Source organism: Thermovirga sp. (assembly GCA_012523215.1).
In the GTDB taxonomy this organism is placed as follows: Bacteria; Synergistota; Synergistia; order Synergistales; family Thermovirgaceae; genus 58-81.
Genome location: JAAYIZ010000013.1, coordinates 1 through 2,942, shown reverse-complemented (window position 1 = coordinate 2,942; position 2,942 = coordinate 1). Strand labels below are relative to the sequence as shown.

Sequence of the window (2,942 nt, the reverse complement as noted above, 5' to 3'; positions counted from 1 at the left end):
AGATGGCTGGCCGTGGAGGCCAAGAATTTTCTGGAAAGGATCAGGGAACTGGTCCAGAACGTGGAGTGAGGCCATGGGTTATAACCTTTTACACGTCGGTTTCGGTAACATGATAGTGGTCGAGAGGGTCGTGGCCATCGTCCATCCCTCGTCGGCTCCCATCAAACGGTTGAAGGACGAGGCGAAAAGCCAGGGCAAACTTATCGATGCCACCGAGGGGCGTAAGACCAGGGCCATACTGATCACCGACAGCGATCACGTGGTCCTTTCGGCGATCCAGCCCGAGACTATCGTCGTCAGGTTCGAAGGCAAGGAAAGGGAGGGTGACCCCGATCGCTAAGGGACGGCTTTTCGTGATCTCGGGGCCGAGCGGCGTAGGGAAGGGCACCCTGAGGAAAGCTCTTTTCAAGGCAGCAAAGGGGCTGGAATACTCCGTTTCCTGCACCACCAGGGAACCAAGGAACAGGGAGATCGACGGGGTGGATTATGAGTTCATCGGCCTTGAACGCTTCAGGACTCTCGTCAAGGAGGATCGTTTTCTGGAGTGGGCCGATGTACACGGAAACCTCTACGGGACACTGAAGGAAAACGTGGAGAGGATCCTCGCCGGCGGCCGCGACGTGATACTGGAGATAGATGTCCAGGGCGCCCTCCAGGTCAAGGAATCGGAGCCGGAGGCTGTGCTGATATTTATACTACCACCCTCGGAGGAGGAACTCAGAAGCAGGCTCCAGGGGAGGGGGACCGAAAAAGAAGCAGATCTCAGGAACCGCCTGAAGGGGTCCAGGGACGAGATGCTTCTCTCGGCAAGGTATGATCACCTGGTCGTCAACGACGATGTCGATAAAGCCCTTGAAACGCTCAAGGGGATAATCGAGAGCTACAGGAACCCCCATCAAACCCCGTAAATATTTTCCGCGAGGTGATATAACCCGTGACAAAAAAGTCCGACAGGGCGAACGATCCATCTATATTGTCGAACAAGTATCTCATGGCCTGCGTCATCGCAAGACGGGCGAGACAACTGAGCGAAAAGAAGGGACGCTTGAACCTGGAAGAGGGCGAGTTGTACTTCAACCCCATCCAACAGGCGATAAGAGAGATCGAGGAAGGAAAGATCATCGTCGAGATTCCCGAAGCCGGTCTCGCGACCGCTCCGGAAGGAGACCAGAATGATGTCCGTGGAGTGGAAAAAGGATCGTAAACTTTTGCTGGGGGTATGCGGCGGCATCTCGGCTTACAAGGCCCCGGAACTGGTCAGGGAGTTCAGAAAATTCGGTTGGGAAGTGGAAACCGCCCTCACTTCAGCTGCTGAAAAGTTTGTCTCGTCGCTGGTAATTTCCACCCTCTCCGGCAGGCGGGTCTGGCAGGAAGAGGATTTCCTGTCGCGAGAAGAGGGATGGAAGATTCCTCACATCAATTTGTCGGAATGGGCCGATATCATCCTCATCGCCCCGGCGACAGCTTCCTTCCTTCACAAAGCGGCGTGGGGGGATGCCTCGGATATCCTCGCCGCGTCAATCCTGGCATCAAGAAAGCCCGTTATGATCTTCCCGGCCATGAACGTCTTCATGTGGAAACACCGCGCTGTCCACGGTAATGTCCTTCGATGCAGGGATCTTGGGTACAGGGTCTTCGAACCTGGGGAGGGATTCCTTGCTTGCGGTTATGAAGGTAAGGGCAGACTTCCGGCCCTGGAAGTCATCAGGGAGGAGTTGTTCAAAGCCCTGGAACCGACGAATGACATGGATGGGCTCAAGGTTCTCGTCACCTCCGGCCCTACGAGGGAGGCCATTGATCCTGTCCGGTTCATAAGCAACTACAGCTCTGGCAAGATGGGAACCTCCCTGGCCAGGACCTCGTGGTATCGCGGCGCCGAAGTCACCCTGGTCACCGGGCCCGCCCAGGACCCGCCGCCTCATGGAGTGAAAGCTATAGAAGTCGTCTCCGCCGAGGAGATGTTTGAAGCCGTGATGTCGGAAGCGCCTTCCCAGGACATTATCGTCATGGCGGCTGCCGTGGGGGACTTCAGTCCCTCGTCCTTCTCCCAGGACAAGATCAGGCGAAAAGGTGATCAGCCCTTTGTTCTTGAAATGAAGCAGAACAGGGATATAGCGGCCGCGCTGGGGGCGACCAGAAGACCGGGGCAGTTCCTCGTTGGCTTCGCCGCGGAGACCGGCAATGCCGTAGAAAATGCCCTGAAAAAACTGGAGAAAAAAGGACTTGACCGGATAGTGGTCAACGAAGTCAACGGCCCCGATGGAGCCTTTGGTTCCGACAGGAATTCCGTCAGGATTCTCGATGGCAAGGGGGTGCTCTCCTCCTTCGAGGGCTCCAAGGAAGAGGTGGCGGAAGCCATCTGGGATGCGGTAGCCCAGGGGCGCAAGGAAAACGGGCAGTGACAGTATTTTTGGAAGCGATCATTCCCGGACCCTGGTGGCATCCCCTCACCTATGAATCGGAAAAGCCCGTGGAACGCGGTGTTCGGCTTTCCGTGCTCGTCGCGGGGAAGAAAAGGGTAGGTTTCGCCACGGGAGCGCGGTTGGACCCTTCTCACCAGCGTGCCTTCAGGATCCTAGAAGTACAGGGAATCATAGATGCCTTTCCTCCGCTGGGTTGGGAACTTTTCGAGACCGCCCACCGGGTGGGGAGTCATTTCCTTTGTGGTCCCGGCGAGGCTCTCAAGGTGATTGCCCCAAGCCACATCCTCGCCGGAAAGCCGTCGGGAGATCTCCCGAAAATGGCCCCTCCGCACCGGGCCTTTAACGAGACCTATTGCTTCCTGCCCTTTTCGGGAAACCGGGAGGAGGAATATCGTCGCCTATTGTTTTCGAAAAAAGGCGGTATTCTTGTTCTTTTCCCCAGTAGGGAGGGAGCTTCCTCTTTTTGGAAAGGGCTTCCGTCGGAAATAAAAAAGGAAGGAGTCCTGTGGACCACCAATT

5 protein-coding genes are annotated in these 2,942 nt (G+C 56.3%); all 5 read left to right on the top strand.

Features of this window, described 5'->3' with window-relative positions; genetic code table 11:
- Positions 1 to 73 precede the first annotated feature (73 nt).
- The gene (locus tag GX108_00580) at positions 74 to 340 is read left to right on the top strand and encodes a DUF370 domain-containing protein (protein ID NLO55544.1); all 267 of its coding nucleotides are present in this window, start codon (positions 74 to 76) and stop codon (positions 338 to 340) included.
- Positions 324 to 908, top strand: coding sequence for a guanylate kinase (gmk, locus tag GX108_00575; protein ID NLO55543.1), 585 nt, complete (start codon positions 324 to 326; stop codon positions 906 to 908). The genes GX108_00580 and gmk overlap by 17 nt, the downstream gene beginning before the upstream one ends.
- 83 nt (positions 909 to 991) lie before the next feature.
- Complete coding sequence (locus GX108_00570; GenBank protein ID NLO55542.1) at positions 992 to 1,204, top strand: hypothetical protein; 213 nt, start codon at positions 992 to 994, stop codon at positions 1,202 to 1,204.
- Positions 1,176 to 2,402: a bifunctional phosphopantothenoylcysteine decarboxylase/phosphopantothenate--cysteine ligase CoaBC gene (coaBC, locus tag GX108_00565; protein NLO55541.1), complete on the top strand. Its 1,227-nt coding sequence runs from the start codon at positions 1,176 to 1,178 to the stop codon at positions 2,400 to 2,402. Before GX108_00570 ends, coaBC begins: the two co-directional genes overlap by 29 nt.
- The coding region (locus GX108_00560; GenBank protein ID NLO55540.1) for a hypothetical protein at positions 2,399 to 2,942 on the top strand (544 nt) is incomplete at its 3' end. The genes coaBC and GX108_00560, both read left to right, overlap by 4 nt.

Bases quoted from the DNA above. Each gene is read 5' to 3' on its own strand.
- GX108_00580 (NLO55544.1), top strand. From the start codon at position 74: ATGGGTTATAACCTTTTACACGTCGGTTTCGGTAACATGATAGTGGTC.
- GX108_00570 (NLO55542.1), top strand. From the start codon at position 992: ATGGCCTGCGTCATCGCAAGACGGGCGAGACAACTGAGCGAAAAGAAG.
- coaBC (NLO55541.1), top strand. From the start codon at position 1,176: ATGTCCGTGGAGTGGAAAAAGGATCGTAAACTTTTGCTGGGGGTATGC.